The sequence below is a fragment of the Mangrovimonas spongiae genome (assembly GCF_003944795.1).
GTDB lineage: Bacteria > Bacteroidota > Bacteroidia > Flavobacteriales > Flavobacteriaceae > Mangrovimonas > Mangrovimonas spongiae.
Genome location: NZ_RWBG01000002.1, coordinates 575,076 through 591,644, shown reverse-complemented (window position 1 = coordinate 591,644; position 16,569 = coordinate 575,076). Strand labels below are relative to the sequence as shown.

Annotated in this window: 16 protein-coding genes; 5 read left to right on the top strand and 11 right to left on the bottom strand. The window is 32.0% G+C overall.

Annotated elements, in window-relative coordinates; all coding sequences use genetic code 11:
- Positions 1–6: 6 nt before the first annotated feature.
- Genes EJA19_RS06955 through EJA19_RS06945 form a run of 3 tightly spaced genes read right to left on the bottom strand, consistent with a single transcriptional unit; the run spans position 7 to position 4,490 of the window.
- On the bottom strand, positions 7–2,715 hold the full coding sequence (locus EJA19_RS06955; protein WP_125467624.1) for a T9SS type B sorting domain-containing protein: 2,709 nt from the start codon (positions 2,713–2,715) through the stop codon (positions 7–9).
- A 34-nt stretch (positions 2,716–2,749) separates the two neighbouring features.
- Positions 2,750–3,577 (bottom strand): ABC transporter permease, encoded by an 828-nt coding sequence (locus EJA19_RS06950; protein WP_125467623.1) that lies wholly within the window; start codon positions 3,575–3,577, stop codon positions 2,750–2,752.
- Between the two features lie 16 nt (positions 3,578–3,593).
- Positions 3,594–4,490, bottom strand: coding sequence for an ABC transporter ATP-binding protein (locus tag EJA19_RS06945; protein WP_125467622.1), 897 nt, complete (start codon positions 4,488–4,490; stop codon positions 3,594–3,596).
- 101 nt (positions 4,491–4,591) lie between these two features.
- On the opposite strand from EJA19_RS06945, the gene EJA19_RS06940 reads away from it, so the two are divergent.
- On the top strand, positions 4,592–5,653 hold the full coding sequence (locus tag EJA19_RS06940) for a hypothetical protein (protein WP_125467621.1): 1,062 nt from the start codon (positions 4,592–4,594) through the stop codon (positions 5,651–5,653).
- Here EJA19_RS06940 and EJA19_RS06935 read toward each other — a convergent pair.
- The 4 genes from EJA19_RS06935 to EJA19_RS06920 all read right to left on the bottom strand — a co-directional run bounded on the left by EJA19_RS06935 (position 5,650) and on the right by EJA19_RS06920 (position 9,295).
- Complete coding sequence (locus EJA19_RS06935; RefSeq protein WP_125467620.1) at positions 5,650–6,162, bottom strand: IS1096 element passenger TnpR family protein; 513 nt, start codon at positions 6,160–6,162, stop codon at positions 5,650–5,652. The genes EJA19_RS06940 and EJA19_RS06935 overlap by 4 nt on opposite strands.
- Positions 6,163–6,261: 99 nt before the next feature.
- Positions 6,262–7,278 carry a COX15/CtaA family protein gene (locus tag EJA19_RS06930; protein ID WP_125467619.1) on the bottom strand — a complete coding sequence of 339 codons (1,017 nt, stop codon included), beginning with the start codon at positions 7,276–7,278 and terminating at the stop codon, positions 6,262–6,264.
- Entirely contained in the window at positions 7,262–8,689 is a 1,428-nt protein-coding gene (locus EJA19_RS06925) for a CCA tRNA nucleotidyltransferase (RefSeq protein WP_125467618.1), read from the bottom strand. Before EJA19_RS06925 ends, EJA19_RS06930 begins: the two co-directional genes overlap by 17 nt.
- 45 nt (positions 8,690–8,734) lie before the next feature.
- Positions 8,735–9,295 carry an L-threonylcarbamoyladenylate synthase gene (locus EJA19_RS06920; protein WP_125467617.1) on the bottom strand — a complete coding sequence of 187 codons (561 nt, stop codon included), beginning with the start codon at positions 9,293–9,295 and terminating at the stop codon, positions 8,735–8,737.
- A gap of 147 nt (positions 9,296–9,442) precedes the next feature.
- On the opposite strand from EJA19_RS06920, the gene EJA19_RS06915 reads away from it, so the two are divergent.
- Positions 9,443–10,114: a sulfotransferase family 2 domain-containing protein gene (locus tag EJA19_RS06915; protein ID WP_125467616.1), complete on the top strand. Its 672-nt coding sequence runs from the start codon at positions 9,443–9,445 to the stop codon at positions 10,112–10,114.
- A gap of 27 nt (positions 10,115–10,141) precedes the next feature.
- Positions 10,142–10,855: a sulfotransferase family protein gene (locus tag EJA19_RS06910; RefSeq protein WP_125467615.1), complete on the top strand. Its 714-nt coding sequence runs from the start codon at positions 10,142–10,144 to the stop codon at positions 10,853–10,855.
- 2 nt (positions 10,856–10,857) lie between these two features.
- On the opposite strand, the gene EJA19_RS06905 is transcribed toward EJA19_RS06910, so the two are convergent.
- Both EJA19_RS06905 and EJA19_RS06900 read right to left on the bottom strand, forming a co-directional pair.
- Positions 10,858–11,928 (bottom strand): glycosyltransferase family 2 protein, encoded by a 1,071-nt coding sequence (locus tag EJA19_RS06905; protein ID WP_125467614.1) that lies wholly within the window; start codon positions 11,926–11,928, stop codon positions 10,858–10,860.
- Between the two features lie 4 nt (positions 11,929–11,932).
- Entirely contained in the window at positions 11,933–12,928 is a 996-nt protein-coding gene (locus tag EJA19_RS06900; RefSeq protein ID WP_125467613.1) for a glycosyltransferase family 2 protein, read from the bottom strand.
- A gap of 80 nt (positions 12,929–13,008) precedes the next feature.
- Between EJA19_RS06900 and EJA19_RS06895 the strand changes: the two genes are divergently transcribed.
- Positions 13,009–13,875, top strand: coding sequence for a hypothetical protein (locus tag EJA19_RS06895; protein ID WP_125467612.1), 867 nt, complete (start codon positions 13,009–13,011; stop codon positions 13,873–13,875).
- On the opposite strand, the gene EJA19_RS06890 is transcribed toward EJA19_RS06895, so the two are convergent.
- Entirely contained in the window at positions 13,864–14,928 is a 1,065-nt protein-coding gene (locus EJA19_RS06890; protein ID WP_125467611.1) for a glycosyltransferase family 4 protein, read from the bottom strand. The genes EJA19_RS06895 and EJA19_RS06890 overlap by 12 nt on opposite strands.
- Before the next feature lie 49 nt (positions 14,929–14,977).
- Between EJA19_RS06890 and EJA19_RS06885 the strand changes: the two genes are divergently transcribed.
- Positions 14,978–15,739, top strand: a complete 762-nt coding sequence (locus EJA19_RS06885; RefSeq protein WP_125467610.1) for a lipopolysaccharide kinase InaA family protein — start codon at positions 14,978–14,980, stop codon at positions 15,737–15,739.
- Here EJA19_RS06885 and EJA19_RS06880 read toward each other — a convergent pair.
- Complete coding sequence (locus EJA19_RS06880) at positions 15,736–16,497, bottom strand: glycosyltransferase family 2 protein (RefSeq protein WP_125467609.1); 762 nt, start codon at positions 16,495–16,497, stop codon at positions 15,736–15,738. The genes EJA19_RS06885 and EJA19_RS06880 overlap by 4 nt on opposite strands.
- Positions 16,498–16,569 lie beyond the last annotated feature (72 nt).

Sequence of the window (16,569 nt, the reverse complement as noted above, 5' to 3'; positions counted from 1 at the left end):
AAACGGTTATCGTTTTAAAGTAAAATGACTTCTAAATGTTCTTCCGTCTTGTAAATCAACCGAAAACCAATAATCATCAGTAGGCATAATTTCACCGTTAAAAGATCCGTCCCAGCCTTCTCCAAGTGGGTTTATTTGTTTAAGTAGTTTTCCGTAGCGGTCAAAGATTTTAAGTTTTGTATTTGGTTGAAAGGTGTTTGAGATGCCTTTAATATTCCATCTATCGTTGTACCCATCGCCATTTGGAGTGAAAAATTTAGGATAGCCAATAACGGCAACACTTTCAGAAACAATACCACAATCGTTTTTAGTATCTCTAATACTTACAGTGTAAATACCAGCTTCAATATTATTAAAGGTGTTACTAGTTTGATAGTTGGCATATATGGTGCCGTCTTCGTTTAATAAAGCATATTCGTATATACCTTCACCAGAAGTAATAACAGTAATAGAGTTGTTTTCTGAAATGTCTACCACATTAATATTATCGATTGTAGCAATATTGGAAGCTTCAACGGTAATTGTTCTTGTTTTAGAACATTGTGTGCTATTGGTAACCGTTACAGTATAAGTCCCTGGTTCATTAATTTGAATACTTTCAGTTTGTTCGCCATTAGACCAAGAATAGGTGTAGTTGTTACTATTTCCAATAACGCCAGAGTTTAATGTTATGGTTTGTGGATAAGTGTTTAGGCAATATAAAAGTGTTTCGTCATCTTCCAAGTTTGGTAAAGGCTCAATATTAAGTTGTACTTCACTTATACCATAGCAACCATTAGAATTTTCTGCTCTAGCAAAAATTGTTTGCGAATATGGTGTTGTGTTATTGTAAGGGGAACTTAATGAGTTGGTTTCTAGTAAAGCGTCATTGCTAGAGGCATAATACGTGATTGGAAGTGTGATATTGTTGTCTGTTTGAATTTGAGTGGTAATATCTTCAAGGTTAAAAGTGTTAATACCATCTTCAGAGTCTAATATGTCGCAATCATTAATTACAATGTCATTAATTTGTGATGAAGGAACAACATCTAAAGTTAATTGTGCTGTTGAAAAGCAACCAGATTCAGTATCAATAGCTTTTACAAAAAGGACTTGTTGGTTTGATATGTTACTGTAAATTTCTGATGAAATGGCAGTATCATTTTGTAGGTCTTGTTGGCTTTCGTAAAAGTCTAATTCGATATTTTCAGGAACATCAGTAAATAATACATCTTGTGCTTGATTTAGGTTGAAAGTAGTGTAACCATCATTATTGTCGTCACATTGAACAAGCGTAGCGTTATTAATATCAGGGTTTTCGTTAAACTCAACATAGGCTTCACCTTCAATAAAATCGCATTCACCAGCACCAGCAAATTCAATTTGAAGGGTGTACTCAGCGCTTTGTGTAACGACCAAGTCATTGTCGGTTTCGGTTAAATGAACGCCATCCATATACCATGTGTAAGTTGCGCCAGGTATAGGATCCGCAGATAAAGTATAAGAGTCTCCCTCGCATAGTACAAGACTATTGGAATTACTTCCGTTGTTTATAATGTCAACTTTTTCACTAAAGAAAGATACTATAAACGGCGGAAGCCCTTGGGTGGAGTCGTTTTGTCCTAGGCTGATAGCATTATTTTGATAATTACACAAAGTACCAAGTTCGTTAGGATCGTTAATAACACTTAAAAATGGGGACCCTTGATTATAAGTTTCACTCATTGAACGATAAATTTTACCATCAGGGCCTAATTGTAAAGCACTACGATATAACGTCTGTTGATCTATAGTTATTTGAGAGTTTTGAATGTCATTGGATGTTACATCAAATTGGACTAAAACAGAATGATGATTACTAGGGTTTGTTGAACCAGCTCCATTAAAATCATTAGTAGCTGTAACATAAAGTTTGGTATTATCTGGAGAAAACTCTAAACCATAAGCCTTATTGTTGGCTTCATTAATGGATAGGGGTTGAATATTAGATAATTGCCCTGTGGATTGATCAAAATCAAATAAATAGAGTCCGTCTTGTACGTTGGCACAGGCTAGTTTTGCGCCATCAGGTGATATTTTTAAATATCCTCTTAAATCTGAGGTAGATAATTGTGAGAATGTAGAAGTAATAGCATTTGTATTTACACCAGTACTACTAATTTCATAGGCATAGAAGGTATTTAAGTTAGTTCCTGTCGCGTTGCCGTTAGTTGTTGATAAAACAACAACCCATATATCACCAGAATTACAATCTTTTAAAACAGCAGTTATTTTCTCAGCACAATGATCTAATAAGTTAATGTTCTTTGTTACCACCTTTCCTAATCCATTATTGGCAGACATATCTACGATAGAGTAATTAAAGCCTGTTAGTGTTTGATTGGATCCAACAGTAAAAATGTAATAAATATCTGGATTATTGGGTCTAGGAACAACAATGGCAGATTGCGTACTTGAAGAATCTCCATTTAAGTCCATACCGTTTTCCATAACACTATGGTTGCTATTGTATACAATTACACCATCAGTGTAAAATAATAGATTACCGTATTTGTCAGATATAGAGGAACAACCTTCACGAGTGTTTAATTGCCCATTATTTAAGGAGTTGACAGTGCCATCATCATTAAAGTGAATTCCTGCATTCTCTCCAAAATACCAGTTGGCAGCCTCATCTTGAGAAAAGCCCGAAAATGTAAATAGAATTAAGGCAAAGTAAAATATGTAGTTTTTCATTTTTGATAGCAAATTTAAATGGCTACCAAAGATATCATAAATCTCGCTTTTTTAATAATCTGTACGATAAAAAGGTAAATACCCCTATCCAAACAATAACGATTAATATTTCATACCAATAAACACCATAGTCGTAAGTTAAATCAATTTTGTCTGGATATTTTGTCATAACTACACGCTGCATAGGTTGGTCTATAAGCTTATACATAGACTCTAACGGTAAAAAGTTTTTAACTTTCCAAGCTGTTTCGGTAGTGCCAAAAACTTCGTATGCTCCCCAAAAAACAAGCCATTCAAAAATGTATAAAATGAATAAAAATGCTAATGCAAAAGCCGATCTTTTTAGTAGCATGCCTAAAAATAAACACAAACTAAAAAAGCCTACTAACTTCACAAAGTAAGCCAATAAGAAGCTGGTTTCTCTAAAAATTATCGACACTTCGGTGTAGCTGGAATAATAGAGTCCAATAAAAAATGTAGCTACTCCAATAAGAATTGTAGCCACTAAAGAGAAAAAAACAATGGTGTAAAATTTAGATAGGATAAATTCTTTTTTACTTAGCCCATCTATAAGGTTTTGTTTAAGTGTTTTGTTGCTGTATTCGTTTCCTATCATGCTTACCACAACAATGGCAAAGAAAAGCTTAAAGTATGAGGCGAAAAATGTGGTGATATGCCATATGATAGGGAAGTTAAAAATGCCTAGCTCGCCTAATTCCAAAGTAAAAAAACCAAAAAAGTTAATTTTTATTGAAGATAGAATTAAAACCGTAAAGGGTAAAATAAACGATATAAATATTAAAATCTTACTTGTTCTGTTAAGCCAAAGTTTTTGTAGTTCTAGTTTTATAAGACGTAGCATATATTGATTGATGTTTTTAGTTGTTATCTGTTAGTTGTAAGAATTGTTCTTCAAGGCTTTCCTTGCGTTTTACTAAATGTGTAAGTACAATACCGTTATCAAACATTAACTGGTTTACAGACTTAGCGTCTAAAGGTTCATCAAGAAAAGCGGTTATTAAATCGTCTTCAACATTTATTTTGCCAAATATGTTTTTGTCGTTTAGGAACTTTAAAAGCTGCTCTTGGTTTTCAGCTTTCAATTCTAAATATCCATGACTACTTATCATTTCGTCCACACGACCAGAATATAACTTTTCACCTTTTCGTAACACCACAACGTGCGAGCAAACTTTTTCTACTTCATCCAGTAAATGTGAGGCCAATAAAATAGTTGTGCCATTAGCAGCAATTTGTTTAATTAAAGAACGGATTTGATGAATGCCTTGTGGGTCTAATCCATTAGTCGGTTCGTCTAAAATTAAAATTTCCGGATCGTTAAGTAAGGCCGAGGCAATTGCTAAACGCTGTTTCATCCCTAATGAATAGGTGCGAAATTTATTGTCTTTTCTGTCCCAAAGACCAACAAGCTCTAACTTTTCTTGAATTTTACTAAAATCCACACCTTTAATGTTACAAACAAGCTTTAAATTATCGTAAGCTGTCATGTAAGGGTAAAAGTTTGGACGTTCTATAATAGCGCCAACTTTTTTTAGAGCATCGTGAGTAGAAATATTACCATCAAACCAATGGAAATCGCCAGATGTTTTATTTACCACATTTAAAACGATTCCTAAAGTTGTAGATTTGCCACTTCCGTTAGGTCCTAAAATACCATAAACATTACCTTTGTTAATCGTAAATGATAGGTTTTTTACAGCAGTGAGGTAACCAAATTTTTTGGTGAGATTGTTAATTGTAAGAATTGATTCCAAAGTGTTTCTAGATTGTTTAGTTAAAAATATGACGAACTTAACCACATAATGTTACAAACTAATTTATAAAACATTACATTAGTTGTTGGTTATTTTATGTTATGGACGATTTAAAGATATCGAAAAAGAAGCCTTCCTACCCAATAGGAAACAAATTACACGATTACTTGCAGGAGTATAATCGCAATATACGATTACCTATTTTTTATGATGATTTATTGCGCTTTCAAGGCTCTGTAGTAGTGTATGATAAAAATGATGAAGATACACTTTGGGTTAGGGTATATTTTAATGAGTTTGAAAGAGAAGAAATCGATTTAGCTTTAAAGCGGGTATATTCCATTTTAATTTCAGATGGTAACGAAAATATATTTAAATACTTAAATGTTGATGCTATAGATTTTTGCACATTTGGAAACTCTAAACCTTTTCGAGTAAAAATTAGAAATATTTTAAACGATAACTACACCTATTTTTATGTGAAAAAAGCTGATGCTTCTCGTGTTTATGGTTTAGAGTTCGAACATATGCTTTCACCATACAATCTTAATTTTTTAGTTTATAAAGACACACTAATAGAAGAGCACATTGCAGGCATACCAGGCGATGAGTTTATAAAAAATATATTGCCAAAGTGTACACACTCCGAGAAATCGCAAATAGCGAAAGAGTTTGTTAAGTTTAACGAGCGTTGTATGATTAGGCTTTTAGGAGACATGCGTTCTTATAACTATGTTATCGTGCCAACACACGATTTTGATCATGTAGTATATAAAATTCGCGCTATAGATTTTGATCAGCAATGCTACGAAGGCAAATTAAATATATATAGACCACAGTTTTTCAAGGAAAATATTGCAATGGTTAATTTGGTGCGTGAAAAAATTCAAAAAGAATCTATCCAGCAATATAAAATTGAAGAACGCTCTATTGTGGCTAGGCGTATGATTAGTTATCATGATAGAATAGGGGAGCTACTAGAATGTATGGAAGGAGATACCCTTTCTACGCCAGAAAATATTATGCAATTAAAAGAAGAGATATACAATTACACGCTGGACGTTGAATTTAGACGAAGTAATACGATGGGGGATATCATGAAAAATGCCCTGGATTTCGTTAAACGAAATTACCAAGGCATGAATATGAAAAACTTTTTTTAATTCCAGTTTTCGTCAAAATCTAGATTATCGTAATCATTAACATCATAATCATCATCAAACTCATTAAACTCATCTAAGTTTTCAGCTTCAAAGTTTTTTTCTGGAGCTTCGTCTGGAATTTGTCCATGCACAAACATGAGGTTAGGATAGTCGGTACCTTCAGCTTCATCAACAATTTCAGCCAATTCTACAAAAAATGTCCAAAGGCTTAAAAAATCATATACATAAATTAGCTTGGTTTGTGCTTCATGTACTACATCGTTAAGTGTTGTTTCATTCATTAAACGCGCCTGGCCATTGTCGCTTAAATCGAATAATGAAATTTCCTCACCTTGTTCCCATTCGTCATTGCTTACGTAAAACGAAGCCATTTCAGAGCCATCAAAACCAAACGATTGTGTAATGGTGTTGTGAAGGTCTTCTAAAGTGTCGGTTTCACGTATTTCTAGGTCGCGAAAAATATCGTCTTCGGTGTCGTTGTCTAATACTATTCTAAATCTATAAATCATATCTCAAAAAAATCTGCCGCAAAGTTACGTCATTTCCATTATTTACTTGCAAAGCGAGATTTAAAATTATGTAATATGTTTTTAGAAAAGTTTTTAGTGCTATTTACTAAACCTATGTAGTGTAAATGTCATAGCCGAAAGCAAGAAAAAAGCACCTATTTGATGTGCTACGCCAAGCCATAAAGGGACTTGAAGTAAAACAGTAAATACGCCTAATACAAACTGAACAAAAACAATAATTAAAAGACTTTGAATGCCTTGCTGTTGCAGTTTGGAAAGTTGTAGTTTTTTAGATTTAACCCAAAGAATAATAATAAAAGCTACAACTAAATAAGCTATGGTTCTGTGTATAAATTGAATGCCGCTAGGATTCTCGATAAGGTTTTTGTAAAATGGTTCGAATATGTAAACCGTATGATGCATAAATTTTCCTTCATTCATTAAGGGCCAATGGTTGTGTAATAAACCAGCTTTTAAGCCAGCCACAAAAGCGCCATAAATAATTTGAACAATAAGAATAATAAAGCTAATAATAATAAGTTTCCTAAACTTTGGAAACTCTATAGGTTTTCGGTTAGGGTAAATTAAATCTAAAGCAACCCATAGTGTTGCTGCAAATGTTAGAAATGCTGTTATTAAGTGTGCCGCCAATCTAAAATGGCTAACATCGGGTTTGTCTACCAAACCACTTTTTACCATATACCAACCCAAAAAGCCTTGAAAAGCACCTAATCCCATTAAAATTAAACTCTTTTTTATGGTACTTTTTGTGAGTTGTTTGGTTAATAAAAAATATAGAAATGGGATAAAAAATACCATGCCAATCAAACGTCCGATAACACGGTGTAGCCATTCCCAAAAATAGATTTGTTTGAAATCTTCCAACTCAAAATGGTAGTTAAGTTTTTGGTATTCGGGGTACTGTTTATAAAGTTCGAATGCTTGTTGCCATTCAGCATCGTTTAAAGGTGGTACGGTTCCTGTAATTAACTTATAGTTAGAAATGGATAGTCCAGAATCGGTAAGTCTGGTAATACCACCAACTAAAACCATTATAAAAATGAGCAAACAGCCCGTAAGTAACCAGTATATAACGCGTTTATTGTCTTTTTTCATCAGCTGTTAATCCTATTTTTTTTCCTTTATCAAGCATCAGTTGGTAAGCGGCTTCATACTCGTTTGGTATTTTACCATCTAGAATAGCTTCTTTAATAGTTTCTTTAATCGTACCTATTTCACGACTTGGTCCAATGTTAAACGTTGTCATAATATCTTCCCCGGATATTGGTGGTTCAAAGTTTCGAATGCGGTCACGTTCTTCAACTTCAACCATTTTTTCACGTACAATTTTGAAATTGTTGTGGTACCTCTTAAAACGTTTTGGGTTTTTTGTAGTGATGTCGGCTTCACAAAGCGTCATTAAGTCTTCAATATAATCACCTGCATCAAAAATTAGGCGTCGTACGGCAGAATCAGTCACTTCTTCATCAACCAAAGCAATAGGGCGAGAACTCATTCTTACCATTTTTTGAACGAATTTCATCTTATCATTCAATGGCATTTTTAATCTTTTAAAAAGATGAAACACCATTTTTGAACCTTTAAACTCGTGTCCGTGAAAGGTCCAACCTATTTTTTTATCGAAACGTTTGGTTGGTGCCTTGCCAATATCGTGCAATAAAGCAGCCCAGCGTAGCCAGACATCGTCTGTGTTCTCAGAAATATTATCAACCACTTCTAGAGTGTGGTAAAAGTTATCTTTATGGCGTTGTCCTTCTTTTTCTTCAATACCTTTAAGAGCGGTAAGTTCAGGTAAAATACGCTCAAGAAGTCCTGTTTTTTCTAATAGTAAGAACCCTTTTGACGGTGTTTTACTTTCCAGTATTTTATGAAGTTCGGTAACAATACGTTCTTTGGTGATGATGTCTATACGGTGATTGTTTCTGGTAATGGCGTTTAGTGATTCGTCTTCTATCCAGAAATCTAATTGCGTAGCAAATCGTATGGCGCGCATCATTCGTAATGGGTCGTCGCTGTATGTAATATCAGGATCTAAAGGTGTACGAATGGTTTTAGTTTCTAAATCTGAAATACCATTAAAAGGATCTAATAAATCACCAAAACGGTCTTCACTTAAGTTTAGGGCTAATGCATTTATGGTAAAATCGCGACGATTTTGATCGTCTTGAAGTGTGCCATTTTCTACAATGGGATTTCTACTATCCTTGGTGTAACTTTCTTTACGTGCGCCAACAAATTCAATTTCCAAGTCGTCATGGCGTAACATGGCTGTTCCGTAAGTTTTAAACACCTTTACTTTTGGTTTGTTGGGAAGGTTTTTTGAAACCTCTTTGGCCAAAGCAATACCACTACCAATAGCTACAACATCGATATCTTTTTTAGAGTCCCGCTGCAATAAATAATCACGAACAAAACCACCAATAACATAGCTGTCTAGGTTAAGCGTTTTGGCAGACTTTGATATAATCTTGAAAATACTATGTTGTAAGGCGTCTCTGTAATTCATAGGATTCAAATTTCAATAATGGTTTGTTGTTTGAAATTTGAGTTTTTATTCTCGTATAACCTTCACCATACCGTCGTTTGAAATTTTAATAATAGACGATGGTTTATTAGCCGATTTTACGTTTTGCAAATTTACAACATAGTCCACACCTTTTAAAATATGGTCGCTTATTTCTTTAAAGGATTTTGGAGTAGGTTCGCCACTCATATTTGCCGATGTTGATACCAAGGGTTTTCTTAACTTTCTAATAAGTTTATTAGCAAAGCCTTCACGAACAACGCGTATGGCCAGAGTGTTATCTGCAGCGACTAAGTTTTCCGAAATGCGAATAGGTTTATCGTAAATAATAGTAGTGGGTTTATTGGCATATTTTAAAATATCGTAAGCGACTTCAGGAACGTTTTCTACATACTGTTCTAACATTTTAAAATCGCTTACCAAGCAAATCAATGCTTTGCTCTCGTCGCGTTGCTTAAGTTTAAAAATTTTTTCTATAGCTTCGTAATTAGTGGCATCGCAGCCAATACCCCAAACGGTATCGGTAGGGTAAAGAATAGTTTTACCTTGTTTTAAGGCGGTTAGGGTGGTGTTTATTTCGTTTTGCATAGTGCAAAAATAATTTAATTGGTTTTAAATTATACTAACAAAATAAGATATTCCAAAAGTTGTATTCTCTATTAAGATGGATAACTTTCTTTAGTTAATTTAACTTTACTACATTTACCGGCTAATTTAATATTTAATAATAACCTAATGAGGTTGGTAGATAAGCTTAAAAGAAAAGAAAAAGTAGATAAAGTTGTTATACATATAGGAAAATGTGGTGGGTCTTCCGTTATAGAGGAATTAAATAAAAGAGACCTTAAGTTTTTTGAAAAGCATGTAGGAGAGGTAACTTATAGAAGAAATAAAAAGTATATTATTGTTATTAGAAATCCGATATCTAGATTTGTATCGGCGTTTAATTGGCGTTATAAACTTGTGGTTGAAGACGGAACTCAAAAAGATTTATATCTAGGTGAAAAAGAACTTCTTGAAAAGTATAGCGATATAAATAACTTAGCTGAAAATATTTATGATGAAGAAGGTAATCTTGTGCTAGATTTTAAAAATGACGAATTTTATATTCATCATCTTAAGGAAGATATCGACTTTTATTTAGCAGATTTTTTAAAGAAGTGTAAAAAGAAACAAATTGTAGCTGTTCTTGCAACCGAAACGTTAAGCGAAGACTTGAAGACTCATTTTAATATTACACTTAAAAGTCATTTAAAGAAAAATAAAAAGAAAACTGACTTATCGAATCTAGCTGTTAATAATTTGATACAGTATTTAGAAAAAGATTATGACTGTATTGAAAAACTAAACAACATGGGTGTGTTAACAGAAAAACAATACCAAAAACTATCTAATAAAGTGTTTTAAAATTCCCTTGTTTGGTAAAATAATGATATGAGAATAGGAAAATTAACGCTTTCTAAATTTATAAAAGGATTTATAGGAACAAGACTTATAGATTCTATCGAGGTTTATTATATACCGGAAACAAATACGTTTTATCCCATAATATCCAAATCTGGTTGTTCCACAGTTAAGGTAGATATTATTAGACGTTACAAACCCGATTTTACAAGTAAATTTCCTGAAATACATCAGGTTGATCCTGCTTTAGAAACTAATGACAAAGTATTAAGAAAGCGCTTTTATAGTTTTAAAAAATACCGCAAGTTTAGTCGTGGTAAAGTGGCGCATTTAGTAATAAGAAACCCATATGAACGTATCTATTCATGTTTTTTAGATGTGGTTACAAACAAAAATGTAATGTATGAAGACCCTTCAGGACTTACCAACTTTTTTGGTATTAAAAGCGAAATAAGTTTTGATGAGTTTCTCAAGAAAGTGGTGAAATTACCCGATTATTTATCCGATAGGCATTTTAGGAGTCAATCGTTTTATTTACAAAAAGGTGTTGAAGAAGTTCTAGGAGGTATAGCGGTTACTTTACTGGAAAACTATAATAAAAAAACAGGTGAAAAGGCAAGTAAGCTTAACACTAACAATAAAAAAATTCCACAGGAAATTCTTCAGAAACTAAAAAAAAGTAATGCGTTTAATAAACGTTTTTCTAAGGATATAAACATGTATCAGGTTATTAAAAACGGCTAGTGTTAAACGCGCTTTTTTAAATACCAACTTTCAAAACGCTTTAAAATACTATTTTTATTGGTGTTTCTAATTAACCTAAAAGCTATTTCTGGAGTTTTAATGGCATAACGTTTAAAAAGGTTATACTGTTTTGTTTTTTTGGCATTGAATTGCAGGAAATCTTCAATTCTAAAATGTTCAAGATGTTTTTTTATTAAAGCTGTGCCTTCTTCCTTATATGTAATATTCTTATTCTTTTTTATAAATCTGTAAAAAGCAGCAACTACTGTAATTTGAAAGTTTAAAATATAAGTGCCTGTAATTAATTTACTTTGCTTGTCTTTTTCGGGCTTATAATATTTAGTATAAATATCTTCAATAACCGTTAAATACGATGTAAGATTGTATAAGCTGTAATTTTTTGTTATAGAGCTTTGATTGCCAATATTATAATAGTAGATAACTTTAGAGTTGAAAATAATCTTTTTAGCATAATACATGGTTTCAAAAAACCAAAGTTCGTCTTCATGGACAAAACCATCTTTAAACCACAAATTATTAGTGGTAATAAAATCAGTATTATATAGCTTATTCCAAGCGACAACACTAAAAGGTGTTTTTAAGGCGAGCTCTACAAAATTTTTATTTTCAAGTAATGTATTTGTTGTATTATAATGTTCTAAAGTGTTAATAATTGTTGTTGTTTGGTTACGAACGGAAGCGTTTTTTCCTATAACAATATCAACGTTTGATTGATATAAATTGGTTAGGCTTTCCAAACAATTTTTATCTAACATATCGTCTGGATCGAAAAAATAAATACAATCACCTTTAGCGTGTTTTAACCCTGTATTTCGTGCGCCAGAAAGTCCTTTGTTTTCTTGAGAAATTAGTTTAAACCGCGCATCTTTATTTACCCATTTTTTTATTTCATTTTCTGTATTGTCTTTGCTGCCATCGTTAACAACTAGACACTCCCAATTTATATAAGTCTGGTTTAAAACGCTTCCTAACCCTTTATCTATAAAACGTGCTACATTATAACATGGTACTATAATACTCACAAAAGGTGATGCTATATTTTTATTTGTCATATTATTAAAATAAACTTTTAAAGAAAATTACCATCTTATCTATAATGGGCATTTTAGAGAAATAACCAGACTCTTTTTTTAAGTAATTAAAGAATGCCATATTATAGCTTTCGGCATTTCTAATGGTTCGTATCAAAATTTTGTCTATGTGTGCATTAAATAACTCTTGATTATAGTACTTATGTTTTAAATTTAAGTTTTTAAGTGTTTTAGCAGCTTTAATAACTTGCTTAATATCATTTTTGGGCAAGTTTCGTTTTAATGAAACAGCATGTAAATAGTAATTGATATTAGCATCATTCTCATCAATTGCTAAATGTATTAATTGGCGCTTTTTTATAAGGATTTCAGATTTTATTAAATTGTCTTTTTTTGTTTGACTAATATTTCCCGGATGCCATCTGTAACGCAATAAAGATTCGGGTATATTATGAAACTTAGTTTTAGCAATTAATTGGCTCCATAAGCCGTAATCTTCAGCAGGAACATATTGGTGTTCGAATTGTAAATCACCTAATACCGATTTCCTAAACATAACCGTTGGGTTGCCAATACCACAACTACTTAAAAATTGTATTTTAAGAGCCTCATGGTCTACGGCATGTTTTAATATCTTTTCTTTTTTATCACCAAATACAGTAAACCAAGTACCGCAAACGCCCACATCGGGATTGGATTTTAAAAAATCTATTTGTTTTTCAAACCGAGTAGGCAATGCAATGTCATCGGCATCTAAAAGCGCAATAAACTCTGTTTCGGCCAACTTAATGCCTTCATTTCTTAAGTTTGCAGGGCCTTGGTTTTCGTTTTTGCTTATAACATGAACCCTATGGTCTTGTTCTTGATATTTTTTAAGAATAGCTGGCGTACTGTCCGTGGAGTTATCATTTAATACTAAAAGTGTAAAGTTGGTATAGGTTTGATGTAATACACTATCTATGGCTTCTTCTAAATATTTTTCGCCATTATAAACAGGCATAATAACAGTTAACTCAGGCATGTTTTCAACATTATTTGACAAAAATAGGTATTTACTATAGATAAACTATCTTTGTGACAGATAAACTATGAAAAGGCACTATGAAAAATATACATGTAGGTTATTTATTATCCTATGATTATGAGAAATTGAAATATTCAATACCTCCTGTTTATAATGAAGCCGATAAGATTTTTATCGCAATGGATGAAAAACTACGAACTTGGTCAGGCGAAACATTTACAGTTGAGGAGTCTTTTTTTGAATGGCTTGAAGCGTTTGATGTAGATAACAAGATTACTATTTATCAAGACGATTTTTATGTACCTGAACTTTCTGCAATAGAAAACGATAATAGAGAGCGACACATGTTGTCTTTAAGAATGGGAGTGGGTAATTGGCTGGTACAGGTAGATAGTGATGAGTATTTTTTAGATTTTAAAAAGTTTGTGGATGATTTAAGAAAATATGATAGTTATTTAGAAAATCCCAAAAAAAATAATATTCAAATTGCAGCTTTCTTGGTTAACATGTATAAATACACCGACAATGGAGTGTTATATGTAAGTGAACCAACACGAGGTATAATGGCTACTAATTATCCAAATTATAAAGTCGCCAGAAATACAAGAAGGCGAATAGTTTATACACAAAACATTTTAATGCATGAGTGTGTAGCTAGAGATGAAAAAGAACTTATCACAAAATTTGATAATTGGGGACATAATGTAGATATAAAAGACAGAGAGGCTTTTATGACTAAATGGCGAACAACCAATAAAACTAATTATAAAGAAAGAAAGGACTTTTTTTATATAGAACCTGAAAAATGGCCAGAGTTAGATTTTGTTGCTGGTACTACTTTAGAAGAATTGAGAGAGAATATTATGGCAAAACAGGTTATGCCTACTAAGTTTTATGTTTGGAAAAAAAACTTTGGCCAATGGTTTAAATTTTTATTCAAGTAAACTTTTATAAACATCTAAATATTGCTCAGCAGTTTTATCCCAAGAGTATGATTTGGCGTGAGCAATTATATTTTGAGCATTTTCTTCTGGGTTTTTATTAAATTCTTCAATACTGTTGTTATACATATGACTCATGTAATAAGCATCAAATTTATCCCAGTAAAAAGCACATTTTCCGCCAACTTCGGGTAACGAACTTTTGTTTGATAAAAATACAGGTTTGCCAAAGCTCATCGCTTCAATAGGAGGTATTCCAAAACCTTCGCGTAATGAAGGAAATACAAAAGCTTCGCAATGTTTGTAGTAATAGTTTTTATCATTTTCACTTATTTTTCCTAATAAAAACACACGATTTTCAAGCTTATAATTTTTTATTAATTCTGAAATTTTGTTGGCATATTCAGTAGTGTTTTTTCCAGCAATTAATAATTGTTTGTCGGGTAAATGTGTCATCATTTCAACTAAAACATGAAAATTTTTCTTTTCCAATACTTCACCAATTGTAAATAAAAAAGGCGATTTAGGAGAAAATTCAGGAGACATAAAAGTTTGTAGCGTGTTAATTTCAGGACTACCATTATAAATAATGTATTCGGGCACATTGGGCACCTTAAAATACTTGTGAGTCATGCTTTTGGCATAGTTAGAAATATAGGTTATAGCTTGACTTCGGTTAAGTTTTTCGTTAAATGCATGTATTTTTTTATTTAAGTCTTCGCCTGTTAATTCCTCCATAAAATTTACATCATGAACCGTTAATAAATAAGGAATATCGTGATAAGGTTCTATTTTTGTATTCTGATTTAAACTATGCCATAAATCGTATTTTTTTCTTATCCTAAATAATCGATAGCGCCTAAAAGAATGGTATTTCTTATAAGAAAATGTTTGACCAAGTTCAGCTTGTAGCTTGTCAATATTTTTAGCATAAAGCGTTACATTGTAATTCGATGGAATTTTTTTTGAAAGCGCTTTAATTAAATGGTAATTAAATTGTCCAAAACCAAAGTTGAGGTTTTTTATGTTGTGCGATTCTAAAAATATTTTGGGCATTCCAAGAGAGTTTTTACAAATTAACTAAAACTAATTGTAATTTTGCTGTATGAAGCATGTTGTTGTTAAAAAGTTTCTTCAAGATGAAGTGATGTTAACGAAATTTATTTCAAACTTCGATTCCGAAGGTGAAGATTTCGGTAAACAAGATAGAAATTCGTTAAAATTATTTGATTTAAATGGGCTAACTATTAACGTAAAGTCGTTTAAAGTCCCTAATATAGTTAATCAAATAGCCTACAAGTTTTTTAGAAAAAGTAAGGCGCAACGCTCTTACGAGTATGCTAACAAACTCATTAAATTAGGAATAGGTACACCACAACCCATAGCTTATTATGAGTTTACAACACCACTTTTGTTTAAGAAAAGTTTTTACATAAGTGAACAATTAGATTGCGATTATACCTATCGCGATTTAACCCAAGATTTTAATATTCCCAATTACGAACCTATATTAAGAGCATTCACAAGGTTCACATATAAACTGCACGAAAATAATGTGTTGTTTTTAGACCATTCACCAGGAAATACGCTTATAAAAGTAAATAATAACGATTATGAGTTTTTCCTAGTTGATTTAAACCGTATGGAGTTTAAACCTCTTGATTTTAATACTAGAATAAAAAATTTCGCGCGGTTAACCATTCATGAAAAAATGGTAGAAGTAATGAGCGATGAATATGCTAAATGCATAGGAGAACCTTATGAAAAAGTGTTTAGCCTTATGTGGCAATACACAAACGAGTTTCAATATAGGTTTTACCGAAAAAAAAGGTTAAAAAAGAAACTTAAGTTTTGGAAAAAAAGCTAACGATTTTGCTTTATTAATTCTCTTAGTTTAATGTATTTTAAAAAACGCGTGTTTGCTGTTTGCACAGAAATTATTAATCCGTTTAACCCATCTAAAAAACCAAGTTTAATAATATAAGATTGAAAAAATGCCCAAGTTGGATTTAAAACTATTTTGTAAATAGGAGCCTTTTTACCTAATTTAAAATACGAATTAGCAGAAATTGTTGTAAAGTTTTCAACTTGTTTATTAAACTCTGAGTAGCTTTGATATGTTTTATGTAGAATATCTCCCTTTAAAAAACCAGCCTTGCTTTTTATTGGATCTAGAATTATTTTATCGTGTGGGTTAATACCACCCCATTGTGCCTTTTTTCTATTAAATACTCTAAGTTTTTTATCGGGATACCAAGTGGTATGTTTAATCCATTGACCACAAAAATAATTTAGTCGCTTACAATAATACCCATCATAAACCCAATTAGATTTTAATTCAAGTATAGATTTTTGAAGTGTTTCAGATAAGGCTTCATCAGCATCTAAGGATACAATATAATCATGAGATGCCATATTCATAGCAAAATTCTTTTGCTCTACATAACCTAGAAATGTTTGTTCAATAAAGGTGACATCGTATTTTTTACAGATAGACTTAGTATTGTCTTTAGAAAAAGAATCAACAACAATAATTTCATCTACTACTGGGAGTAAAGATTTTAGGCATCGTTCAATTTTAGCTTCCTCATTATAGGTTATAATAACTCCCGATAGTTTTATCATCTTTTTAAAATAATTTTGGTAAAAATACCCAATTTAGATATAGAAATAAAGAAAAGGAATTAAAATGCCTTC

What these genes read in the sequence shown, in the direction of transcription:
- EJA19_RS06950 (WP_125467623.1), bottom strand. Translation starts at nt 3,577, where the DNA reads ATGCTACGTCTTATAAAACTAGAACTACAAAAACTTTGGCTTAACAGA.
- EJA19_RS06900 (WP_125467613.1), bottom strand. Translation starts at nt 12,928, where the DNA reads ATGCCTGAGTTAACTGTTATTATGCCTGTTTATAATGGCGAAAAATAT.
- EJA19_RS06930 (WP_125467619.1), bottom strand. Translation starts at nt 7,278, where the DNA reads ATGAAAAAAGACAATAAACGCGTTATATACTGGTTACTTACGGGCTGT.
- EJA19_RS06920 (WP_125467617.1), bottom strand. Translation starts at nt 9,295, where the DNA reads ATGCAAAACGAAATAAACACCACCCTAACCGCCTTAAAACAAGGTAAA.
- EJA19_RS06880 (WP_125467609.1), bottom strand. Translation starts at nt 16,497, where the DNA reads ATGATAAAACTATCGGGAGTTATTATAACCTATAATGAGGAAGCTAAA.
- EJA19_RS06915 (WP_125467616.1), top strand. Translation starts at nt 9,443, where the DNA reads ATGAGGTTGGTAGATAAGCTTAAAAGAAAAGAAAAAGTAGATAAAGTT.
- EJA19_RS06895 (WP_125467612.1), top strand. Translation starts at nt 13,009, where the DNA reads ATGAAAAATATACATGTAGGTTATTTATTATCCTATGATTATGAGAAA.
- EJA19_RS06905 (WP_125467614.1), bottom strand. Translation starts at nt 11,928, where the DNA reads ATGACAAATAAAAATATAGCATCACCTTTTGTGAGTATTATAGTACCA.
- EJA19_RS06955 (WP_125467624.1), bottom strand. Translation starts at nt 2,715, where the DNA reads ATGAAAAACTACATATTTTACTTTGCCTTAATTCTATTTACATTTTCG.
- EJA19_RS06940 (WP_125467621.1), top strand. Translation starts at nt 4,592, where the DNA reads ATGGACGATTTAAAGATATCGAAAAAGAAGCCTTCCTACCCAATAGGA.
- EJA19_RS06935 (WP_125467620.1), bottom strand. Translation starts at nt 6,162, where the DNA reads ATGATTTATAGATTTAGAATAGTATTAGACAACGACACCGAAGACGAT.
- EJA19_RS06910 (WP_125467615.1), top strand. Translation starts at nt 10,142, where the DNA reads ATGAGAATAGGAAAATTAACGCTTTCTAAATTTATAAAAGGATTTATA.
- EJA19_RS06890 (WP_125467611.1), bottom strand. Translation starts at nt 14,928, where the DNA reads ATGCCCAAAATATTTTTAGAATCGCACAACATAAAAAACCTCAACTTT.
- EJA19_RS06925 (WP_125467618.1), bottom strand. Translation starts at nt 8,689, where the DNA reads ATGAATTACAGAGACGCCTTACAACATAGTATTTTCAAGATTATATCA.
- EJA19_RS06885 (WP_125467610.1), top strand. Translation starts at nt 14,978, where the DNA reads ATGAAGCATGTTGTTGTTAAAAAGTTTCTTCAAGATGAAGTGATGTTA.